At 56.9% G+C, this 21,557-nt stretch carries 20 protein-coding genes; 16 read left to right on the forward strand and 4 right to left on the reverse strand.

The window, feature by feature from the left end:
- Positions 1–367: 367 nt before the first annotated feature.
- The 4 genes from VNZ60_RS10440 to VNZ60_RS10455 all read right to left on the reverse strand — a co-directional run bounded on the left by VNZ60_RS10440 (position 368) and on the right by VNZ60_RS10455 (position 5,547).
- On the reverse strand, positions 368–1,498 hold the full coding sequence (locus VNZ60_RS10440) for a 2-aminoethylphosphonate--pyruvate transaminase (RefSeq protein ID WP_325658819.1): 1,131 nt from the start codon (positions 1,496–1,498) through the stop codon (positions 368–370).
- Positions 1,499–1,561: 63 nt separating this feature from the next.
- Positions 1,562–3,295: a putative 2-aminoethylphosphonate ABC transporter permease subunit gene (locus VNZ60_RS10445; RefSeq protein ID WP_325658821.1), complete on the reverse strand. Its 1,734-nt coding sequence runs from the start codon at positions 3,293–3,295 to the stop codon at positions 1,562–1,564.
- The gene (locus tag VNZ60_RS10450) at positions 3,292–4,422 is read right to left on the reverse strand and encodes a putative 2-aminoethylphosphonate ABC transporter ATP-binding protein (protein ID WP_325658823.1); all 1,131 of its coding nucleotides are present in this window, start codon (positions 4,420–4,422) and stop codon (positions 3,292–3,294) included. The genes VNZ60_RS10445 and VNZ60_RS10450 overlap by 4 nt, the downstream gene beginning before the upstream one ends.
- A gap of 60 nt (positions 4,423–4,482) precedes the next feature.
- Positions 4,483–5,547: a putative 2-aminoethylphosphonate ABC transporter substrate-binding protein gene (locus VNZ60_RS10455; RefSeq protein ID WP_325658825.1), complete on the reverse strand. Its 1,065-nt coding sequence runs from the start codon at positions 5,545–5,547 to the stop codon at positions 4,483–4,485.
- A gap of 191 nt (positions 5,548–5,738) precedes the next feature.
- Between VNZ60_RS10455 and VNZ60_RS10460 the strand changes: the two genes are divergently transcribed.
- From VNZ60_RS10460 to VNZ60_RS10535, 16 genes are all read left to right on the forward strand, one after another.
- Positions 5,739–6,437 carry a phosphonate utilization associated transcriptional regulator gene (locus tag VNZ60_RS10460; protein ID WP_325658827.1) on the forward strand — a complete coding sequence of 233 codons (699 nt, stop codon included), beginning with the start codon at positions 5,739–5,741 and terminating at the stop codon, positions 6,435–6,437.
- Positions 6,438–6,464: 27 nt separating this feature from the next.
- Positions 6,465–7,706, forward strand: a complete 1,242-nt coding sequence (gene phnA, locus VNZ60_RS10465) for a phosphonoacetate hydrolase (protein WP_325658829.1) — start codon at positions 6,465–6,467, stop codon at positions 7,704–7,706.
- 48 nt (positions 7,707–7,754) lie between these two features.
- Positions 7,755–9,212 (forward strand): phosphonoacetaldehyde dehydrogenase, encoded by a 1,458-nt coding sequence (phnY, locus tag VNZ60_RS10470; protein ID WP_414648811.1) that lies wholly within the window; start codon positions 7,755–7,757, stop codon positions 9,210–9,212.
- A gap of 15 nt (positions 9,213–9,227) precedes the next feature.
- Positions 9,228–9,779, forward strand: coding sequence for a phosphonate degradation HD-domain oxygenase (locus tag VNZ60_RS10475; RefSeq protein ID WP_325658831.1), 552 nt, complete (start codon positions 9,228–9,230; stop codon positions 9,777–9,779).
- 27 nt (positions 9,780–9,806) lie between these two features.
- Positions 9,807–11,195 carry an FAD-dependent oxidoreductase gene (locus VNZ60_RS10480; RefSeq protein ID WP_325658833.1) on the forward strand — a complete coding sequence of 463 codons (1,389 nt, stop codon included), beginning with the start codon at positions 9,807–9,809 and terminating at the stop codon, positions 11,193–11,195.
- A 109-nt stretch (positions 11,196–11,304) separates the two neighbouring features.
- Positions 11,305–12,417 carry a Fic family protein gene (locus VNZ60_RS10485; protein ID WP_325658835.1) on the forward strand — a complete coding sequence of 371 codons (1,113 nt, stop codon included), beginning with the start codon at positions 11,305–11,307 and terminating at the stop codon, positions 12,415–12,417.
- Between the two features lie 245 nt (positions 12,418–12,662).
- The gene (gene ubiE, locus VNZ60_RS10490) at positions 12,663–13,397 is read left to right on the forward strand and encodes a bifunctional demethylmenaquinone methyltransferase/2-methoxy-6-polyprenyl-1,4-benzoquinol methylase UbiE (RefSeq protein WP_325658837.1); all 735 of its coding nucleotides are present in this window, start codon (positions 12,663–12,665) and stop codon (positions 13,395–13,397) included.
- Positions 13,398–13,405: 8 nt separating this feature from the next.
- Positions 13,406–14,350, forward strand: a complete 945-nt coding sequence (locus tag VNZ60_RS10495; protein ID WP_325658839.1) for a Tim44 domain-containing protein — start codon at positions 13,406–13,408, stop codon at positions 14,348–14,350.
- A 101-nt stretch (positions 14,351–14,451) separates the two neighbouring features.
- On the forward strand, positions 14,452–15,036 hold the full coding sequence (locus VNZ60_RS10500; protein WP_325658842.1) for a ubiquinone biosynthesis accessory factor UbiJ: 585 nt from the start codon (positions 14,452–14,454) through the stop codon (positions 15,034–15,036).
- Complete coding sequence (ubiB, locus tag VNZ60_RS10505; protein ID WP_325658844.1) at positions 15,033–16,610, forward strand: ubiquinone biosynthesis regulatory protein kinase UbiB; 1,578 nt, start codon at positions 15,033–15,035, stop codon at positions 16,608–16,610. Before VNZ60_RS10500 ends, ubiB begins: the two co-directional genes overlap by 4 nt.
- A 2-nt stretch (positions 16,611–16,612) precedes the next feature.
- Positions 16,613–17,251: a methyltransferase domain-containing protein gene (locus tag VNZ60_RS10510; protein ID WP_325658846.1), complete on the forward strand. Its 639-nt coding sequence runs from the start codon at positions 16,613–16,615 to the stop codon at positions 17,249–17,251.
- Between the two features lie 134 nt (positions 17,252–17,385).
- Positions 17,386–18,471, forward strand: coding sequence for an ABC transporter ATP-binding protein (locus VNZ60_RS10515; protein WP_325658848.1), 1,086 nt, complete (start codon positions 17,386–17,388; stop codon positions 18,469–18,471).
- The gene (locus VNZ60_RS10520; protein WP_325658850.1) at positions 18,464–19,402 is read left to right on the forward strand and encodes an ABC transporter permease; all 939 of its coding nucleotides are present in this window, start codon (positions 18,464–18,466) and stop codon (positions 19,400–19,402) included. Before VNZ60_RS10515 ends, VNZ60_RS10520 begins: the two co-directional genes overlap by 8 nt.
- Positions 19,399–20,181, forward strand: a complete 783-nt coding sequence (locus VNZ60_RS10525; protein WP_325658852.1) for an ABC transporter permease — start codon at positions 19,399–19,401, stop codon at positions 20,179–20,181. Before VNZ60_RS10520 ends, VNZ60_RS10525 begins: the two co-directional genes overlap by 4 nt.
- 55 nt (positions 20,182–20,236) lie before the next feature.
- Positions 20,237–21,298 (forward strand): ABC transporter substrate-binding protein, encoded by a 1,062-nt coding sequence (locus VNZ60_RS10530; protein WP_325658855.1) that lies wholly within the window; start codon positions 20,237–20,239, stop codon positions 21,296–21,298.
- Between the two features lie 169 nt (positions 21,299–21,467).
- A partial coding sequence (locus VNZ60_RS10535) for an FmdB family zinc ribbon protein (RefSeq protein WP_325658859.1) occupies positions 21,468–21,557 on the forward strand: 90 nt, incomplete at its 3' end.

The raw sequence follows: 21,557 nt of genomic DNA on the forward strand, positions 1-21,557 counted from the left end.
CGAATGAACCAAAAGTGTTACCCATGTCCCGGCACACCTGTTACCTATGTCTCCGGTCTATACACTTCGCCAAGAAAAAGTAACCAAAAAGAAGGCGACCGCAAAGCCGTTGCCTTCCCTTCGGTCAGGTCCCCAAATGTAGCGGGTGTCAGTCGGGTGAAGAGACCAACTCGCTTCGCTCAAACATGTCTCTTCACAATTCCCGACTGACACCCGCTACATTTGGCAACGTCCCAATGCGGAATTCACGTCAACAGCAACTGCAACTGCAACTGCAACGTCAAAAACAACACATCTGCCGGTGCGCTCATTTCTGTCGTCAATATCGATCTCAAGATCAACTGCGATCTTTTGATTCAGTCGTTTATCAAGAGTTGATCGCGTTTCTCGCTTTAATCCCCATCTCGCGCAACGCATCCCCAATCGCATGCACCGCCTGTCGCATTTCTTCCGCTCCAATCGCACCAATACAACCCACGCGGAAAGTCTCAGCCTGGGTCAGTTTGCCCGGGTAGAGGATGAAACCTTTATCGCGCACTCGGTTGTAAAAATCCTTGAACTCATAATTGGGACTATTCGGCGCATGCATGGTGACGATGATCGGCGCCTGGATTTTTGCCGGTAAAAACTGGATCAATCCCAACTCGCGCATGCCCGCCATCAGGGTGTCGTAGTTCTTGCTGTAGCGCGCCAGTCTTGCCGGTTGGCCGCCTTCTGCAAAAAACTGGTTCAAGGCTTGGTGGAAGGCAACCACGATATGCGTCGGCGGCGTGAAGCGCCATTGCGTGGTTTTTTCCATGTAGGCCCATTGGTCGTGCAGGTCGAGCGATAGCGATCTTGAATTGCCTGCGCATTTTTCCAGCACGCTTTTGCGGGCGATCACAAAGCCCATGCCCGGCGGCCCTTCGATGCATTTGCCGCTGGCGGCGATCAGTGCATCGAAGCTGATTTTCGCGGCGTCGATTTCCAGCGCGCCGAAGGAGCTCATGGCGTCGATGATCAGGCTCTTTTTGTGTTGCGCCACTACTTCGGCGATCTCTTGCAATGGATTCAGGATGCCGGTGCTGGTTTCGCAGTGGATCACGCCGACGTGGGTGATGCTGCGGTCGTTGCTGAGCACGCGCTCGACGTCGGCGCCGGTGGTCGGCACGTCTTCGGCGGTTTCGAATACCGTTACCTGGCGTCCCATCATCTCGACGATTTTCGCCATGCGCTTGCCGTAAGCGCCGTTGATCAGCACCAGCATGTGGCCGTTGCGTGGCAGCAGGGTGTTGATCGCGGCTTCTATCGAAAACGTGCCACTGCCTTGCATCGGTACGCATACATGGCTTTCATGGGCGTTGGCGATGTCCAGCAATTGCTTGCGCACTTTGCCGGTGATGGCGTTGAATGAGGCGTCCCATGAGCCCCAATCCTGCAGCATGGCGCTCTTGGTGGCGAGCGAGGTGGTGAGTGGTCCGGGTGTCAGCAGAATCGGGTCGCGGCTTTGCAGGCTCATGATATTTCCTTTGGTCTGTTACGGATGTCGAGGTGTGGGTCAAATATAAAATTTGTTGGGCGCTCAGATCTGGCGCCAGCTTTGCGCTCTCTTCAGCAGCACGCGCGTGGTCAATGCATACAGCAGGCAGATGATGGTGGAAGTCAGTACGATCAGGGTTCCCATCGCCGCCGCCGGGCCGATCTTGCCTTCTGCTTCCAGGTTCAGCAGCGCTACCGAGGCTAGTGTGGTGTCGGGAGAATACAGAAACACCACTGCCGAGATAGTGGTCATGGCGTTGATGAACAGGTAGCGGCCGATGTCCAGGATCGCCGGCAGGCAGACCGGCACCGTCACGCGCAAGAAGGTTTTATAGAAGGGCACCTTGAGCGATGCCGATACCGCTTCGAACTCGTTGTCGATGGCTTTCAAGGCGGTCACCGCGGTCAGATAGCTGGAGGTGAAGTAATGCACCACGGTCGACAACACCAGGATCGCCATGCTGCGATACAGGAAGTTCAAGGGATTGTCCGGGTGATTGAAGAACATGATGTAACCCAGGCCCAGCACCAGCCCCGGTACGCCCATCGGCAGCATGGCCAACAGGTGTATCACCGGCCGCGCAGCTTCCATGCCGCGCGTTTTTTCAACCAGATAGGCGCTGCCGAAAATCAGGACTATGCCGCTCAGTACCACATAGGCCGCCAGCCGCAGGCTATTGAAATACGATTCCAGAATGCCATCCTGGACCAGACCGAAATAATAGTGATCCCACACCAGCGTCAGATTGTAAGGCCATAGCTTGATGAAAGAAGTAAATACGGCCATGCCCAATACCGCCAGCAGCAACAGGCAAACCACAGCGCAGTAGCTGAACATCAGAGCGTCGAACAGGCGCTGCGGCTTGGGCGCAAACGGCACGGCACGCGCCGACAGCTGCGATTGCAATTTGCGGCGGATGGTGAAGTCGATGGCGAACGCCATCAGCGCCGGCAACAGCAGCAGCAAGCTGACTACCGCGCCTTTGTTGAAATTCTGCTGGCCGATGACTAGTTGATAAACGTCGATGGCCAGCACATTGAAATCGCCGCCTATGACTTTGGGCACGCCGAAATCGTTGACCGTGAAGGTGAATGCCACCAGCATGGCGCTGATCAGCCCGTACTTGGCGCCGGGCAGGGTGATGGTCCAGAATTTGCGCAGGCGGCTGGTGCCCAGCGATTCCGCGACTTCATACAGGCGGCCGTCAGCCAAGGAGAGTGCGGTAATCAGAATCATCAGCGCATGCGGAAACACCGCATAACACTCGCTGATGATGATGCCGATCGGGCCGTAGATGGAAGCGCCGCCCAGCAAGCCTTTGAGTGGGCCCTGGGTGCCGAACCATTGCACGAACGAGATCGCCGCCAGCAGCGACGGCGCCAGAATCGGGATCAATGACAAGGTGCGGAAGATGCGCTTGAAGGGCATCATGCTGCGCGTCAGCGCATAGGCGAAAGTGAAGGCGGCGGGAATCACCAGCAAGGTCACTGAGACTGCGATGAACAAGGTATTCAATACCGAATGCCGCAATGCAGGAGTCGACATGTATTCAGTGAACTGGCGCAACCCGACGAAGGCGCCATCGCGATCCTGCACACTCTGGACCAAAATCATCAGCACCGGCATCAACAGAAACAGCGCCAACCCGGCACACACTGCCAGCAGCAGGCCATGTGCGATGCGGTCATGCCAATGGCTTTGCTGGCGGCCGCGGGCAAGCGGCACTGCGGCCAGCGAGGCCGTCGGCAGGTTCAGGGCGCTGGATGGCCTGCTCATGCCGCCGCCTGGTTTTTGCAAGATTCGCCGTCTTGATAGACGCGGATGCGTTCCGGCAGCAGCCCATAGCGCAGCTTGCTGCCGACGCTCAGCCCCAGCTCTTTTAACAGATTGAGCGACATCGACGCCACCACTGGCTGTTGTTCCATCCCATCCAGTACCACTGTCAGATAACTGAAGGCGCCCAGGAACTCTATTTTTTTCACTTCCGCCATGGCGTGATTGTGGGTGCGCTGTTCGACGCTGCGGGCGACAAAATCCTCAGGCCGCAAATACACTTTAACCGGCTGCCCGGCTGGAATGTGATCGACCCGCGATTCGCAATTGAAATCCAGTTTGCCGACGCGGAAGCGGCCTTCTCCCAAGGAAACGCCGCGCAGGATATTCACCTTGCCGACGAAAGACGCAACGAAGGGCGAGCCCGGTAGCAGATAGATTTCCTGCGGGCTGCCGCATTGTTCGATGGCGCCGTGATTCATCACCACGATGCGATCGGCCATGGTCAACGCTTCTTCCTGATCGTGGGTCACCATGATGGTGGTGACGCCCAGCCGTTGCTGCAATTGGCGGATCTCGCTGCGCAAGCGCACCCGTTCCAATGCATCCAGCGCCGATAGCGGTTCATCCAGCAACAGCAGGCCCGGCGAAGTCGCCAACGCCCGTACCAATGCGATGCGCTGTTGCTGGCCGCCGGATAATTGCCCCGGGAATTTCTTGCCGCTGGTCGGCAGGCCGGCCAGCGTCAGCAGCTCCTGCACCCGTTCTGCCGTGGCGCTGCGGCTTTGCCGGCGGTTGACCAGGCCGTAGGCGACATTGTCGGCAATGGTCAGGTTAGGAAATAGCGCGTAAGACTGGAACACGATGCCGTAGTCGCGCTTGATCGGCGCCAGCCAGGAGATGTCTTTACCGCCCTGGACGATGCGTCCCTGGTTCTGGCTTTCGAGGCCGGCGATGATGCGCAGCAGGGTAGTCTTGCCGCAGCCGGACGGCCCCAGGAAGCAGACGAATTCGCCTTCGGCGACAGTCAGGTTGATATCGCGCAGCGCATGGAAATTGCCGAACGATTTCGAGATATTTTCAAGCGTCAGATAGGGCTTGGAAGCCAGGCACGGATTCTGCTGAGACATGATGCTTACTCTCCTGGTTAATCACGAACTGCGCACGAACTGCGCGCGAACGGCGAGGCCTTACTTCTTTTCCGCCTTGGAGTTGTAACGCGTGCCCCATTCGGCCAGGATCCGCTCGCGGTTCTTGGCTGACCAGTTGAAATCGTTAGGCGCGATCAGCAGTTTTTCGTAATTGTCTGGAATTCCTTCGACCTTCTTGGCGATGCCGGGATAGGCGACGATGGCCCACCAGTTGGAGCTGATCTGGTTGGCGTCCTTGCTGCTCATCCAGTCGACCAGTTTTTTCGCCGCTTCCAGATTCTTGGTGCCCTTCATGATGCCGCTGGCTTCCACATCCCAGCCCAGGCCTTCTTTCGGAAAAATCAATTCGACCGGGGCGCCGCTGCGTTTCACCTGATGGCCACGGAACTCAAAGGAAATGCCGATAGGGAATTCGCCGGTACCGGCCATGGTGCAGGGTTTCGAGCCGGAGTGGGTGTATTGGGCAATGTTCTGATGCAGCGCATCCATGTACTGCCAGCCCTTGGCTTCGCCGAACATTTGCAGCCAGGCGGTGACGTCGAGGTAGCCGGTGCCGCTGGACGCCGGATGCGGCATGACGATCTGGCCTTTATAGATCGGCTTGGCCAGGTCTTGCCAACTGGTCGGCGCGGGCAAGTTCAGTTTCTTGGCTTCTATCGTATTGAAGCAGACCGTCGCGCCCCAGACATCCATGCCGACCCAGCTCGGCGGCCGGGCGCTGTCCACATAGGCCGGATTGAGCTGTTTCATGCCAGTCGGTTCATACGGCAGCAGCATGCCTTCCTGGCCCAGCAGCGCCAGGCTGGTGGCGGCCAGGCCGACTACTACATCGGCTTGTGGATTGTTCTTTTCGGCCAGCAATTTTGCGGTGACGACGCCGGTCGAATCGCGCACCCAGCGGATCTCGACAGTCGGGTTGGCTTTCTCGAAACCGTCCTTGTACTGTTTCATGGCGTCGGTTTCCAGCGCGGTATATACCAGCAGCGGGGTTTTGGATTGAGCGTGGCTGCTTGCAGTCGCCAGGGTAAGGGCAGTGCCTAGCAGCACAGTTACAACTCCGGCCGCCGCACTTGCGCGCAGGATTCGTGCAAATTGCTGTTTCATTGTCATCTCCTCAGATGTTGAGCAAATCGTCCACCGTGATGCTGCCAATATTGAAACCCGGACTACTTGTTTCCACATGCATAACCGTTTTTTGGTGCGGCTTTTTATTGCATCATGTTTTATGTATTTTGTTGACAATCTACACGGTGTTAAATTAAAGTGCAATCACCAACTCAAAAAAAAGATCCGCCATGACTACCAACCGCACCATGAACACCATCGCCCTGGTCCAGAAAAATTCGCTGCCTTCGCTAGTGCAGAAAGAGCTGGAGCGCATGATCCTGAGCGGCGACCTGGTCGCCGGCGACAAACTTAATGAAGTCTCGCTGGCTGAAATGCTGGGCGTTTCACGCGGCCCGGTGCGGGAGGCGTTTCGGGCGCTGGAAGAGGCGGGGCTGGTGCAGCAGGAAAAGAATTGCGGCGTCTTCGTGCGCCAGATCTCGGTAGAAGAAGCCGACGAAATCTATGAAGTGCGGGCAGCGCTGGATGAGCTGATCGGGCGCAAACTGGCGGCAACCATCAAGCCGGGCCAGGTGCAGGAGCTACGCACTTTGCTGGACAAGATGGATGGCATGGTGACCTTGGGCGATGTCGATGGCTACTTGAAGTTGAATCTGGCCTTTCATGACTCGCTGGTGCAATTCACCGCCAACAAAAAACTGCTGCACACCTATCGCCGTCTGGTTAACGAACTCAACCTGTTCCGCCGCTCGGCGCTGGCTCAAAAGGGCAGCCTGCCGACTTCGACCAACGAGCATCACAAGATCGTCGACGCCATCGCCAGCGGTGACTCGCAAGCCGCAGGCGACATCATGCGCGAGCACGCAGTTGCCGGACGCAATCGCATGCACAAGGCGCAAGCCAAGGCTGCTGCTAGCGCGCCCAATTAACTGATCGACCCACAGCGAAAGTAAACCATGTCCAATACCAAAACTCTTAGCGTTAATGGCCGTAGCTATCAATCGATGCAGCAGCCACTGGTAGTGGTTTGCGTCGACGGCTGTGAACAGGAATACATCAATCAGGCGATACAGGCCGGCGTCGCACCGTTCTTGAAAAAAATGGTGGAGCAGGGCACGGTGCTGAGCGCGGATTGCGTGGTGCCGAGTTTTACCAATCCGAATAATCTGTCGATAGTGACCGGCGTGCCGCCGGCTGTGCATGGGATTTGCGGCAATTATTTTTACGACCTTGAAACCAAACAAGAAGTCATGATGAACGACGCCAAATACCTGCGCGCCGCCACCATCCTGGCAAGCTTCGCCGATGCCGGCGCCAAGGTCGCGGTAGTAACCGCCAAGGACAAGCTGCGCGGCCTGCTCGGCCACAAGATGCGCGGCATCTGCTTCTCGGCAGAGAAAGCCGATCAGGCCACGCTGGAACAAAACGGCATAGATAATTTATTGGAACTGGTCGGCATGCCGCTGCCATCGGTGTATAGCGCCGAGTTGTCCGAATTCGTGTTTGCCGCCGGCGTCAAATTGCTGGCCAGCGAACGGCCGGACCTGATGTATCTGTCGACCACCGACTATATCCAGCATAAATATGCGCCCGGCACGCCCGGCGCCAACGCCTTCTACGCGATGATGGATCATTACCTGACCCAGCTCGATACCTTGGGCGCGGTGATCGGCCTGACTGCCGACCACGGCATGAACGCCAAGACCGACAGCGCCGGCAAGGCCAATGTGATCTATCTGCAAGATGTGCTGGACGCCAGGATCGGCCTGGAGAAAACCCGGGTCATCCTGCCGATTACCGATCCGTATGTGGTGCATCACGGCGCGCTCGGTTCCTACGCTACTGTCTATCTTGGCGCTACCGCCGATGTTGCCGCCAATGTTGCAGATGCTGCCGATAAGATCCGCGCCATTCCCGGCATCGAACTGGTGCTGACGCGCGCGCAGGCGGCGCAACGTTTCGAATTGCCGCCGGATCGCATCGGTGATCTGGTGGTGGTCAGCGAACGTCTGACTGTGATCGGCACTTCCGCCAGCCGTCACGATCTGTCCGAACTGAAATTGCCGCTGCGTTCGCACGGCGGTATTTCCGAGCAGAGAGTGCCGCTGATGTTCAACCGCAAGTTGAGCGCCATTCCGGCCGATCACAGGTTGCGCAATTTCGATGTGTTTTATCTGGCGATGAATCACACCCAATAACTACACGCAATCGATTTCCAAGCTCCGCAAATCAGACCCGAGGATATGATGCTGACCGAACTGAGCAAGCTCAAGCAAGGCGAACCTTTACATCAAGACATGCGGATTGCCGGAATGCTGGTCGGCAACCCGCGCCGCATAGAGATTCGCAATCCCTTCAATGGCGCACTGGTCGGTTCGGTGCCGAAAGCCACGGTGGAAGATATCCGCCATGCCTTCCATGTCGCACGTGCATTCCGTTCGCCGCTGACACGCTACGAACGATCGCGCATCATGTTGCGCACTTCGGAACTGCTGCGCGCCAATACCGATGCAATCTCTGACTTGATCACGGTCGAAGCCGGGCTGTGCAAGAAAGACAGTTTGTATGAAGTCGGCCGCGCCTGCGATGTGTTTGTGTTTGCCGCCAACCAGGCGCTGGTGGATGACGGCCAGGTGTTTTCCTGCGATCTGACGCCGCATGGCAAGCAACGCAAGGTCTACACCTTGAAAGAGCCACTGCTGGGTGCAATCTCGGCGATCACACCGTTCAATCACCCGCTTAATCAAGTCGCCCACAAAGTCGCGCCCTCGATCGCCACCAATAACCGGATGGTGCTCAAGCCGACCGAGAAGACGCCGTTGTCGGCCTTGCTGCTGGCGGACATTTTGTACGAAGCCGGCTTGCCGCCTGAAATGTTCTCGGTAGTCACTGGCGATCCTGGCGAAATCGCTGACGAAATGCTGACCAATCCTGATGTCGATCTGGTGACGTTTACCGGCGGCGTACCTATCGGTAAATACATCGCCGGCAAAGCGGTATATAAACGGCAGATCCTCGAACTGGGCGGCAACGATCCGATCATCGTGATGGAAGACGCCGATCTGGAAGAAGCGGCGACGCTGGCGGTTTCGGGCTCGTATAAAAATTCCGGCCAGCGCTGCACTGCGATCAAACGCATGATCGTGCACCAGACGGTAGCGGACGAATTTGTCGAACTTCTGGTGAGCAAAACCAAGGCCATCAAATATGGCGATCCGATGGATCCGCACAACGACATGGGCACCGTGATCGATGCGCGTTCTGCCGCCGCTTTCGAAGCAAAGGTCAACGACGCCCAACAGCACGGCGCCAAGCTCCTGTTCGGCAATCTGCGCGACGGCGCGCTGTATTCGCCAACGGTGCTGGATCATGTGCCAGCCGACTGCCAACTGGTCGCCGAAGAAACCTTCGGCCCGGTATCGCCGGTGATCCGCTGCACCGATATTACCGACGCCATCCGCATCTCGAATTCGACGCCCTACGGCCTATCGTCATCGGTATGCACCAACCGCCTCGATTACATCACGCGCTTTGTGCGCGAACTGCAGGTCGGCAGCATCAATGTCCGCGAAGTCCCAGGTTACCGGCTGGAACTGACGCCGTTCGGCGGCATCAAGGATTCCGGCCTGGGTTACAAGGAAGGCGTGCAGGAGGCGATGAAGAGCTTCTGTAATACCAAGACTTATTCTCTGCCTTGGAATTGAGTTGGAGCTGAATCTATGCTGACTATCCCGCAAATCTGCGAACTGTTCGAACGCGGCGGCCATCAGATGTACAGCGGCGAGCCGGTCAACCAACTGCAACATGCGCTGCAATCGGCCACCCTGGCAGAGCAGGCCGGGGCGCAGCCGGAACTGATCTGTGCCGCCCTGCTGCACGATCTCGGTCACTTGCTCAATCCGCAAGGCGAGACGCCGTCGGCACGCGGCGTTGATGATACTCATCAATATTTTGCGATACCGTACCTGCGCGGCTTGTTTAGCCCTGCAGTGCTGGAGCCGATTCGTTTGCACGTCGACGCCAAACGCTACCTGTGCGCTACCGATGCCGCTTATTGGGACCGGCTGTCCGAGGATTCCAAGCGCAGCCTGGAATTGCAGGGCGGGGTGTTTTCCGCCACCGATGCGGGGCAATTCATTGCCCGTCCTTATGCCGTCGACGCGGTCAGCTTGCGCCAGTGGGATGACCAGGCCAAGGTAGAAGGAATGGCGACTCCCGATTTGCAGCATTTTTCCGTGCTGATGTCTGCTTGTGCTTTAGTCACCGCTTAGTCATTGCTCACCTAGGACAGATACCCCATGCGCCCATTCTGGCTGGAAGATGCACTATTCGCCGACGGTGAGTTGGCCCCCGCGCTGCAAGGCCGGCAAACGGCAGACGTCGGCATTGTCGGCGGCGGCTTTACCGGTTTGTGGACCGCGATCCAGCTCAAGCAACAAAATCCGGCACTCGACATTGCCATCATCGAAAGCGATCTGTGCGGCGCCGGCGCCAGCGGCCGCAACGGTGGCTGCCTGCTGACCTGGGCTACCAAATTCTTCACCTTGCGCCGCCTGTTCGGCGAAACCGAAGCCGTGCGCCTGGTCAAAGCCTCGGAGGCGGTAGTCGATCACATCGGCAATTTTTGCCGCGAACACAAGATAGCCGCCGAATTCCGCCAGCACGGCACGCTGTATACAGCCACCACCAAGGCGCAACTGGGTGTGCTCGACCCAGTGCTGGAAGAGCTGCAACGACAGGGCATCAGTTCCTACCAGCCGTTGCCAGACGCCGAAGTGCAACGTCGTTCCGGCTCTGAACGCAATCTTGCCGGTGTGTTTTCGCCGATGGCGGCTACCGTGCATCCGGGCAAGCTGGTGCGCGGTTTGCGCCGCGTTGCGCTGGAAATGGGCATACGGATTTATGAAAGAACGCCGATGCTGTCGTTCACACCCGGCGCCACGGTCACGCTGCAAACGCCGGCCGGCAGTCTGCAAGCCGGCAAGATGGTGTTGGCCATCAACGCTTGGATGGCCAGCCGTTTCCCGCAATTCGAACGCACACTGGCAGTCGTCTCCAGCGATATGGTGATCACCGAAAAGTGCCCTGAACTGTTGCAGCGCATCGGTTTGATGGACGGTGTGTCGGTACTGGATTCACGCACCTTCGTCTTCTATTACCGGACAACTGAAGACGGCCGCCTGATGCTGGGCAAGGGCGGCAATACCTTCGCCTGGCGCGGCCGCATCCTGCCGGTATTCGATCAGCGCTCGCCTTATGAGCAGCAGCTCAAGCGCAGCCTGCACGAATTTTTCCCAGCGCTGGTCGAAGTGCCGATCACCGCCAGCTGGAACGGCCCATCCGATCGCTCGGTGACCGGTTTCCCTTTCTTCGGCCGCCTGAACGACATGCCGAACGTGTTTTACGGCTTTGGTTATTCCGGCAATGGTGTCGGCCCCAGTTACATGGGCGGCCAGTTATTATCGTCGCTGGTGCTGGGTCTCGATAATGCATGGAGCCGCAGCCCGCTGGCAGCCGGCCCACGCGGCCAGTTCCCACCGGAGCCGCTGCGTTATATTGGCTCGCTGGTGGTGCGCGATGCGATCCGGCGCAAGGAACTGGCGGAAGACCAGGACCGCAAGCCCTGGCTGCTGGACCAGATGCTTAGCAAACTGGCGAATGCCGCGGGTAAGGCTGATAAGGCATAGTTGGGAATCCGTCCCAGATAGGATGGATCGAGCCCCGTTGCCTTCTGTCGGGCTTGTATAATGCAAGGCTTAAACCGCTTAGGATAGACCATGCAAAAAGCCTATAGCCATGCCTAAATTGCCTGCCGCACCTCCTTCCTTGCCTGTGCTTGACTTGAACTGGCAAAAATTGATGCCATTGATGAGTCGTGCCAATGCAGCCTTGGGACGCTACGATGGTCTGCTCCGTTCCTTGCCCAATGCGGCGGTATTGCTGTCGCCGATTACTACCAACGAAGCTGTTTTATCGTCTCGGATAGAAGGAACGCAAGCGACGCTGGAAGAGGTGTTGCAACAGGATGGTGGTGTCGAGCCAGCGCCAGAGCGGCAGGCCGACATGGAAGAAGTTCGCAACTATCGCAATGCCTTATTTGCGGCCGAAGAGGCTTTGGAACATCGGCCACTATCGCTTTCCATCATTAAAGAAATACACCAGAGTCTGATGCAAGGCGTGCGTGGGCAAGATAAGACACCGGGTCAGTTCCGCGTCGATCAAAACTGGATTGGCCGCCCGGGTTGCGCGATGGATGAGGCACGGTTTGTACCGCCTAACCCGATGGTATTGCCTCAAGCGTTAGAAGCGTGGGCTGCCTATATCTCCAGCACTGATGATGATCCGGTCTTGCAAATTGCGGTAGTACACGCCCAGTTCGAGATTCTGCATCCGTTTAAAGATGGCAATGGCCGCATTGGGCGGATGTTGATTCCCTTGTTGCTTTTTCAGCGAGGATTGTTGTCGCGCCCAATGTTTTATCTGTCTGAATATCTTGAATCGCATCGAGAGGAGTATTACGACAGACTATTGTTGGTTACGGAGCAAGGTGATTGGCAGGGTTGGGTTGAATTCTTTACCGAGGGAGTGATCTCGCAGGCAGATACCAACTTGGCCAAAGCGCAGAAAATGCTGGCCCTATACAACAAATTGAAACCGCAATTTATTGAGGCAACCCGCTCACAATTTGCTGTGCCCGCGCTGGATGCGTTTTTTAGAAAACCCATTATCAACTCAACCGACTTTGCAAAAAGAGCAGGTATTGCTAACCGTTTTACCTCCAATGCTATTTTGAAAACCTTGACGGATCTTGATTTAATTCAAGTTTTCAGAGCTGGTGCCGGGCGCAATCCACATATCTATATGGTCAGTGACCTGCTCAATATTGCTGAAGGGCGCGATATTTTTTAAGCATGCGTTTTGTGTCAGATCTGCCTGATGCAAGGGCGCTTGTGTATGGTGTACCTAACGCAAAGGTGCTTGCGTTAGGTACACCTAACGCAAAGGTGCTTGTGTTAGGTGCACCTAACGCAAAGGCGCTTGTGTTAGGTGCACCTAATGTGAAGTAATCCATAACTTCATATGGCTTATTTAACAAGCCAAACAAGCATCTGCCGGACTTGTATAATGCAAGTCTGCCAAACAAGCTTGCCACCATGACTAACACCACGCATTTCGGTTATAAAACCGTCTCCGAGGACGATAAAGTCCACAAAGTTGCCGAAGTTTTCCACTCGGTCGCCCCTAAATACGATGTCATGAACGATTTGATGTCGGCCGGTTTGCATCGGGTCTGGAAAATTTTCACCATCGCCCAGGCAGCGATCCGTCCTGGCTTCAAGGTATTGGATATCGCCGGCGGCACCGGCGACCTGGCCAAGGCATTCGCTAAGCGCGCCGGGCCCAGCGGCGAAGTCTGGCTGACCGATATCAACGAATCGATGCTGCGGGTTGGGCGTGACCGTCTCTTGAATAATGGCTTGTCCACCCCCACTTTATTGTGCGATGCGGAGAAATTGCCGTTCCCGGACAATTATTTCGACCGGGTATCGGTGGCGTTCGGTTTGCGCAACATGACGCACAAAGACGCTGCACTGGCAGAAATGCGGCGCGTATTGAAGCCGGGCGGCAAGTTGCTGGTGCTGGAGTTTTCGAAAGTCTGGGAACCCTTGAAAAAGCCTTACGACGTTTACTCGTTTTCCGTATTGCCGTGGCTGGGCAAGGCAATTGCCAATGATTCGGAAAGCTACCGTTACCTGGCTGAGTCGATCCGCATGCATCCCGATCAGGACACCCTGAAGCAGATGATGATCGATGCCGGTTTGGCGCGGGTTGAGTATTTCAATTTAACTGCCGGTGTGGCGGCCTTGCATACCGGCATAAAACTGTAGGAGTTCGCATGAAGAAATTTTTGCTGGTGTTGCTGATGGTAGCAAGCACCTTGTCGTTGACACTATCGAATGCCGATGCGCGTCGCCTGGGCGGCGGCGGGTCGTTCGGCAAACAGTCGTCCGGGATTTCGCGCCAGGCGCCAAGCCAGCCGACGCAGAATTTCGGCAATACCAACCAGGCCAAACCGGCAGCACCTGCCGCTACGCCGTCTGCGATCCCGCCTAAACCGGCCAGCCCTTGGAAGGGTATTCTGGGTGGCGCTTTGCTAGGACTGGGCCTGGGCGCCTTGATGTCGCACTTCGGCATGGGCGGTGCTTTCGGTTCTTTCCTGATGATGGCTTTGCTGGCAGTCGCGGTGGTTTTCGTGGTGCGCTTGCTGATGCGTAAGAACAGCAGCGCGCCGGCGCCTGCTGCTTATCCTGGGACCAGTTCTCCTGCCGCTGCCGCCAGTTTTGACAACAGCCCTGCCAGCTTTACGCCGGAAATCGGCTCGCGCATCAATTCGGGCCCGTCATTCCAGCCGTCGGCATTGCAGTCTGATTCGGCTGCGGCCGGGCACAGCGCGCCCTGGGGCATTCCTGCCGATTTCGACGTGCCGGGTTTCGTGCGCAGCGCCAAAACCTATTTTATCCGCCTGCAAGCGGCTTGGGACAAGGCCGATATCAACGATATCCGCGAATTCACCACGCCGGAAATGTTTGGCGAACTGCGCCTGCAGTTGCAAGAGCGCGGCGCATCGCCCAACAATACCGATGTGGTGCAGCTGGATGGCGAATTGATGGGTATCGAAACCGTCGGCAGCGATTATCTGGCCAGTGTCAAATTCACCGGCCTGATCAAGGAAATGCCGGAAGCATCGGCGGAACCGTTCACCGAAGTGTGGAATTTGTCCAAGCCGCAATCGGGGCAGGGCGGTTGGGTTCTGGCCGGGATTCAGCAGGTCAATGCATAGATGCTAAGGCTGTGAGCGGGCTTTAAAACGGCTTTAAGCCTGACAAACTGATAAACTTGAGACCGCCCGTGAATAGTCACGGGCGGTTTTATTTTGTGATAATGACTCCTCCACTTAATTTCACGCCGATCACTGCCGCCGTCAATCATTTGCTGGCGCAAGAACCCTGGGCGCAGCGCATCCTGGCTTCGCACGCGGATAAAGTCGCTTGTTTCGACGGCGGCGCAGTCAAACTCAGCTGGCAGGTCAGCGCCGACGGCTTGTTGCAAGCGCCGCCGCCGGATATGGCCGTGAACGTCACGATTCGCGTCAATCTGGCCGATCTGCCGCTGATTGCGCAGAATCGGGAGCGCGCCTTTTCTTACGTAAAGATCGACGGCGACGCCGATTTTGCCAACGCCATTTCGCAAGTCAGCCAGGGTTTGCGCTGGGATGCCGAACACGATCTGAGCAAGCTGGTTGGCGATATCGCCGCCGTGCGCATCGTGGCCGGCGGCAACGCGCTGATTGCCGGAGCCTTGGCCACCCATAAAAAACTGGCGGAAAATGTCGCCGAATATTTTCTGGAAGAGCAACCGATGCTGGTGCGGCCACAGGCGGTATCCGATTTTACGAATGATGTCACCAGGTTGCGCGACGATCTGGAGCGACTCGCCAAACGCATCAACAAACTAAAGAACACATGATCCCGAAATTCCTGCGAGTGTTAAAGATTGTCCGCGTTGCCGTGCGCTATGGGCTGGACGATATCGCGATGTCGGGTTTCGATACGCCACGCATCTCCAAACTGATCGATACCCTGATTTTCTGGCGCGATATTTCAGCGCCGCGCGGCGAGCGTTTGCGCATGGCGCTGGAAGAACTGGGGCCGATTTTCGTCAAGTTCGGGCAAGTGTTGTCGACCCGCCGCGATTTGCTGCCGGCCGACATGGTCGACGAGCTGGCGCGTCTGCAAGACCGGGTGCCGCCGTTCAGTTCCGATCTGGCGATTGCGCAGATCGAAAAATCGTTGAAAGCCCATCCGGATGATTTGTTCGCCAGCTTCGAGCGTGAGCCGGTGGCCTCGGCTTCGATCGCGCAAGTGCACTTTGCGACGCTGAAAAACGGTAAGGAAGTGGCGGTCAAGGTGCTGCGTCCGGGCATGAAAAAGTCGATCGACGAAGACGTCGCGCTGATGCATATCGCCGCCGGCCTGGTGGAAAGATTGTGGGCCGACGGCCGCCGCCTGAAGGCGCGCGAGGTGGTCGGCGAATTCGATAAATACCTGCATGACGAACTGGACCTGATGCGCGAGGCCGCCAACGGCAGCCAGTTGCGTCGCAATTTCGCCGACTCCCATCTATTGGTGGTGCCGGAAATGTACTGGGATTATTGCTCATCGTCGGTGATCGTGATGGAACGCATGCACGGCATCCCGATTTCGCAGCTGGATCGCTTGCGCGAAGCCGGCGTCGATCTGGGCAAGCTGTCGCGCGACGGTGTCGAGATTTTCTTCACCCAGGTATTCCGCGATGGTTTTTTCCATGCCGACATGCATCCGGGGAATATCCTGGTATCGGTTGCGCCAGCCACTTTCGGCCGTTACATTGCGCTCGATTTCGGCATCGTCGGCACCCTCAACGATTTCGATAAAGACTACCTGTCGCAAAACTTCCTGGCGTTTTTCCAGCGCGATTACAAACGCGTGGCCGAAGCCCATATCGAATCCGGCTGGGCGCCCAAGGAAACCCGGGTCGACGAGTTGGAATCGGCGGTACGCGCCTGTTGCGAACCGATTTTCGACCGGCCCTTGAAAGATATCTCCTTCGGCCAGGTGCTGTTACGCCTGTTCCAGACTTCGCGCCGTTTTAATGTCGAGGTACAACCGCAGCTGGTGCTGCTGCAAAAGACCTTGCTCAACGTTGAGGGCTTGGGCCGCCAGCTCGATCCGGAACTGGATTTGTGGAAAACCGCCAAGCCGCATCTGGAGCGCTGGATGAGCGAACAACTGGGCTGGCGCGGCCTGATCCAGCAGTTGAAGATCGAAATGCCGCGTTACAGCAAGTTGCTGCCGCAGTTGCCGCGCCTGGTGCACCAGGCCTTGAGCCAGGTGGTGGAACCTAAGTTCGAGCAAGGCAATGAAATGATGTGGCGGCTGATTGCAGAGCAGCGCCAGACCAATCGCTTCCTCGGCATGCTAGTGTATGTCGGTGGAGGCCTGGTAAGCGGTGTGCTGTTGACGCTCCTGTATTTGCGTTTCGGACATATGATTTGGTGGTAAGCATGGCTAAGTCTGATTCTAAGTCCGCTTCTAAGCCCGACCCCAACCCCAAGTTCTCCCACCGCGATCCCTCCCATCCGGATTTCTGGAGCGAGCGTTTCGAGCAGGATTTCACGCCTTGGGATACCGGCGGCGTGCCGCAGGCCTTGCAGCAATATGTGGCGCGCGCCAAGCCGGCCGCAACCCTGATTCCCGGCTGCGGCAGCGGCTACGAAGTGGCCTTTCTTGCGGAGGCCGGTTGGGATGTGACCGCCATCGATTTTTCCAGCGCCGCCGTGGATGCAGCGCGCAAGGTTCTGGGTAAATGGTCTGAGCGGGTATTGCAGGCCGATTTCTTTACTTACCAGCCGCAGCAGCCATTGGGGCTGATCTACGAACGCGCCTTCCTGTGCGCCTTGCCGCCGGCCAGGCGCGCCGCCATCGTCAGCCGCTGGGCCGAACTGTTGCCGGCGGCTGGTACATTGGCTGGCTTCTTCTATTTCGACGATGCGCCCAAGGGGCCGCCGTTCGGTATCAGCCGGGTCGAACTGGAACGCTTATTGCATACCGATTTTGAACTGGCTAACGAACAGGATGTGACGGATTCCATTACCGTATTTGCCGGTAAAGAGCGCTGGATGGAGTGGCGCCGCCGAGGTTAGTGTAGTCACGGCCCGTGAGTTGCCAAAATGTGAGTCAGTGTATGTCCGACGGTACATACACTGGCTTTTTTCACATAATTTGCAGTCAACTTGCTACAATTGGCGGTTTTTCGCCCTTCTGGAAATGACTAAATATGGCGCTGCTAGAAATCCGTAACGTCAGTCGTCGTTTTGGCGACTTTGCCGCAGTCGACGATATCAGCCTGTCGATTGAAGCCGGCGAATTCTTTACTTTGCTGGGACCGTCCGGCTGCGGCAAAACCACTTTGCTGCGCATGATTGCCGGATTCGATCTGCCGGATGCCGGCCAGATCCTGCTGGATGGCGTCGATCTGGTAGGTAGTCCGCCGGAACATCGACCGGTTTGTACCGTATTCCAGAACTACGCGCTGTTTCCGCACATGACGGTCTCGGCGAATATCGCGTTTCCCCTGAAAATGGCCAAAGTGCCAAGCGAACAGATTCGCGCCCGCGTCGACGAGGCGCTGGAAGATGTGCGCCTGACCGGCTTCGCTGCGCGCTTCCCGCATGAATTGTCGGGCGGCCAACGGCAGCGGGTTGCAGTGGCCCGGGCGCTGGTGTCGCGCCCCAAACTGCTGCTGCTGGACGAACCTTTGTCGGCGCTGGACGCCAAATTGCGCGAGCAGATGCAGATCGAGTTGATCAATTTGCAAAAAGAAGTCGACATCACTTTCGTCTACGTCACCCATGACCAGGGCGAAGCGCTGGCGCTGTCGCACCGGATTGCGGTCATGAACCGCGGCAATGTCGAGCAACTGGACGAACCTTCGCGCATCTACAGTTATCCGCGCACCCGTTTCGTGGCCGACTTTATCGGCACCTGCAATTTGCTGGACGGCGCCATCGCCAGCATCGACGGCGCTTCCATGCAGCTCGATGTACCTGGCCTGGGGCTGGTCAAGAGCGCCTTGCCGGCGGACGCCGTGGTGGGTCGTAAAGGCACCTTGACTTTGCGTCCCGAGAAAATCCACATCAGCGCCGAGATCGGCACCGACACCGCGGAAAACCACTTCAAGGGTTTCGTCAAAGAGTTGTTGTACCTGGGCGACGTCACCGTCTACATCGTGCAGACGGAGGGGGGCACCACCATCGAGGCTCTGCTGGCGAATTCCGCAGCCGGCCGCGCCAAGTTCTTCGAAGTCGGCGACATGGTCGACATCGCCTGGCAATTCGACGCAGGACATTTCTTGTATGAATAAGGTGGCAAATGAGGTGGCAAATGTGGTTGCAAACAAGTTGCCTAACACCGCAGCGCAACGCGGCCGGCTGGCGCGCTGGCTGATCAGCGGCCCGCCGCTGTTTTACCTGCTGTTGTTTTTTGCCATCCCGAGCCTGATCATGGTGTTCGCGTCGGTGCGCTATGCCGGTGATTACGGCGGCCTGGCGCCGGTGTTCGATGAAGCCGGCAAGCTCGATCTGACGCTGGAGAATTTCCAGCGCTTCACTTCCGATTTTATCTACACCGCGATCTTCCTGAAGTCGCTGATGTACGCGGTGATCACCACCTGCTGCTGCCTGCTGATGGCTTATCCGCTGGCGCTGCTGATTGCACGCAGCCCGAAGAAATACCGCGATCTGCTGATCCTGCTGGTGATCCTGCCGTTCTGGAGCAACTTCCTGATCCGCGTGTATGCCTGGATGATCATCCTCGGTCCGCAATCCGGCCTGACGCAGGCAGTTAACTATGTTTTGGGGCTGGCCGGGATCGAACCGGTGCGCCTGTTGTTTACCGGGTTTGCGGTGATCGTCGGCCTGGTCTATGTGCATTTGCCGTTCATGGTCTTGCCTCTGTACGCCAATCTGGAGAAACACGATCCGGCCCTGGTCGATGCGGCTCAAGATCTGGGAGCTTCGGCCTGGCAGCGTTTCTGGCGCATCACTTTTCCGTTGTCCTTGCCCGGCGTCTATGCAGGCGCGGCGCTGGTCTTTATTCCGGCGCTGGGGATTTTTGCGGTGTCTGACATTTTGGGTGGTACCGGTAGCGACATGATAGGTAATGTGATCAAGCAGCAATTTCTGGAAACCCGTGACTGGCCGTTCGGCAGCGTGCTATCCATCGTCCTCACGGTAGCAGCCCTGATCGCCGCCGGCATTGCGGTGCTGGTGGCGCGGCCAAGGAGAGGCGCATGACTAATGTAATCAGGCGTCCGCTGGGCTTGTGGCTGGTGGCGCTGGCCGTGTATGCCTTCCTGTATGTGCCCCTGGTCATCGTGGTGGTGTATTCCTTCAATGACTCGCAACTCAATGCCGAGTGGGTCGGTTTCACGTTGGACTGGTATCGCAAGCTGTTCCATAACGAAGAGATGTTGCAAGCCGCCGGCAACTCCCTGATGATCGCGCTGGTCGCCAGCGCCGTCTCGACCACGCTGGGCACGATGGCCGGTTTTGCGATGCACCGCTATAGATTGAAATTGCTGCCCTTGCTGGTGCTGACGCCGATTGCGATTCCGGAAATCCTGGTTGGCGTCTCGCTGCTGATTTTCTTTGTGATGTTGAATATCACCCTGGGACTGGTATCGATCGCCCTGGCGCATATCGCGTTTTGCATAGGTTTCGTGGCGATCGTGGTGCGTTCGCGTTTGTCGGGCATGGATGAAAGCCTGACCGAAGCTGCGCGCGACTGCGGCGCCACGCCGATGCAAGCGTTCCGCCTGGTGACGCTGCCGCTGATCATGCCGGGCGTGGTGGCCGGAGCCTTGATGGCGTTCACCTTGTCGATCGACGATTTCGTGATTACCTTCTTTACAGCCGGCGCCAATGCCTCGACCTTGCCGCTGCAGATTTATTCAATGATCAAGATCGCCGTCACGCCGGAAGTCAATGCGGTTTCTACCTTGTTGATGGGGTTGACTCTGCTGCTTATAATCATCGCGTCCAAGCTGGCGCCAAACGCCATTCGTTCCTCGTAATTTCGTCTCTTTTCCGTCTCTTTTTCGTCCATTGTCAGCGCCTATCAGGATTGCCATGAAAAAACTGCTCACCGTCGCGACCCTCTTGTTTGCCAGCATCTCGGCCCAGGCCGCCGATGAACTGCGCTTGTATAACTGGAACAATTACATTGCGCCCGAAACCGTGCAGCGTTTCGAGACTTTCTGCAAATGCAAGGTGGTGCAGACTTATTATGGCGACAACGAAGAAATGCTGGCCAAGCTGGCCGCCGGCGCCAAGGGTTATGACATCATCGTGCCGACTGGCAATGCGCTGGATGCGCTGATCAAGCAACAAGCCTTGCTGCCGCTCGACAAGAGCCAGTTGCCGAATCTGAAAAACGTCAATCCAGCCTACCTGAATACCGATTTCGACAAGGGCAACAAGTACTCGGTGCCGTATGCATACACCGTCACCTTGATGGGTTACAACGATCAAAAGATGAAGGAGCTGGGGATTCCGGTGGATAGCTGGGCGGCGATTTTCGATCCCAAGATCCTGGCCAAGATCAAGGGCAAGGTGACCGTGCTGGATTCCGCCAATGAATTGATGGCGGCAGCGCTCAAGTACCTCGGGTATTCCGCCAACGATACCGACGAGCAGCACTGGCAGCAGGCCAAGGATGTGATTATCAAGGCCAAGCCGTACTGGGCGGCGTTCAACGGCAGCAGTTATATCAAGGAATTAACGGTCGGTGACATCTGGCTGGCGCATGGTTATTCGAATGATATTTTCCAAGCCGATGTCGATGCGCAAAAAGCCGGCCGTAAATTCCATATCCGCCACGCTTTGCCGAAAGAAGGCGCGGTGCTGGCGCTGGACAGCATGGTGATTCACAAAGCGGCGCCGCGCCCTGACCTTGCGCTCAAGTTCATCAATTTCATGTTGGATGGCAAGAATGCTGCCGAGCTCAGCAATCTGATCGGTTCCGGCAATCCCAACGCCGACGCTGCCAAGTACATCAAACCTGAAATAGCCAACAACCCGGCGATTTTTCCGGACAAGGCGGGTTTCGCCAAGCTGGAGATGCTGAAAGATCTGAACAGCAAGCAAAGGCGCGCCGTCAATCGCATCTGGACCGAGATCCGCGCACGTTAGGGTTAGTTCGGCGATTCATCGCTTTAGACTCATCGTTTTATCTGATGCAAAATTAATAACGGCGACGTCAATTCATGGCGTTGCCGCCACAAGCCATCGGCTAAGCCCGTACATATTCGAAAAAACCTTTATAATTCAGGGTTTTGTAAGATATTTGCGGAGTTTCACCATGCCGATTTATGCGTATCGCTGCGAAGCCTGTGGTTTTGCCAAAGATGTGCTGCAAAAGATGTCCGATGAGCCGCTGACGGTTTGCCCG

Origin of the sequence: Collimonas sp. (assembly GCF_035566375.1) — a bacterium.
Taxonomy (GTDB): Bacteria; Pseudomonadota; Gammaproteobacteria; order Burkholderiales; family Burkholderiaceae_D; genus Collimonas.